Source organism: Bradyrhizobium niftali, from assembly GCF_004571025.1.
In the GTDB taxonomy this organism is placed as follows: Bacteria; Pseudomonadota; Alphaproteobacteria; order Rhizobiales; family Xanthobacteraceae; genus Bradyrhizobium; species Bradyrhizobium niftali.
Window position 1 is genome coordinate 1 of sequence record NZ_SPQT01000133.1, and the last position, 706, is coordinate 706.

Consider the following 706-nt stretch of genomic DNA (forward strand, 5'->3'; position numbering starts at 1 on the left):
GTGCCGTGATGCCCTGCGACCGACGGGCCTTGTTGTGGGCGGATCTGCCCCGAGATGCGGTCTGCGACCCGGCCTGTTCCCCGCAACAGCGTGCGTCGATCTTCTTCCCCGCGGCTGCGCCGCTCCTCGCGCAGCAACAAGATCGCCGCACGCCGTCCTCCGCATGCGCTGCGGCCTGACGGTGCGGGTCGGCCGTCCCGGAGCTTTCGATCGCCACAAGGCCGCGATGGTCGCGGGCTTGAACACAGCACAGGAGATCCACCATGTCCCAGATCGGTTCGTTCACCCGCAGCAACGATGGCACCTACACCGGCACCATCAAGACGCTCGCGATCGATGCCAAGGCGCGTCTCGTCCCCAGCGATCCCGCCTCCACCAGCGACAAGGCGCCAGACCTGCGCGTCATCGTCTCAGGCGTCGAGATCGGTGCCGCCTGGCGCCGGACCTCGAAGGACAACCGCACCTACCACTCGGTCAAGCTCGACGATCCGTCCTTCACCGCGCCGATCTACGCCAACCTCTTCGAAGGCGACGATGGCGAGTGCGCGCTGATCTGGTCGCGCTGACCAACACCGCGGCGTCTCGCAAACACGCGGGGCGCCGCGGACAGCGGCCCCGTTATTATGCGGAGCGACACAGCGGCAAAAGCCCTGGAAAACCGGGCTGCCAGCCAACGACTCCGCATAATCCCGCGCTACGCATAATC

General features: G+C 66.7%; 1 protein-coding gene. It reads left to right on the forward strand.

Annotated features, from left to right (window positions below):
* Positions 1–263: 263 nt before the first annotated feature.
* On the forward strand, positions 264–566 hold the full coding sequence (locus E4K65_RS46755) for a DUF736 domain-containing protein (protein ID WP_135179768.1): 303 nt from the start codon (positions 264–266) through the stop codon (positions 564–566).
* Positions 567–706 lie beyond the last annotated feature (140 nt).

Bases quoted from the DNA above. Each gene is read 5' to 3' on its own strand.
- E4K65_RS46755 (WP_135179768.1), top strand. From the start codon at position 264: ATGTCCCAGATCGGTTCGTTCACCCGCAGCAACGATGGCACCTACACC.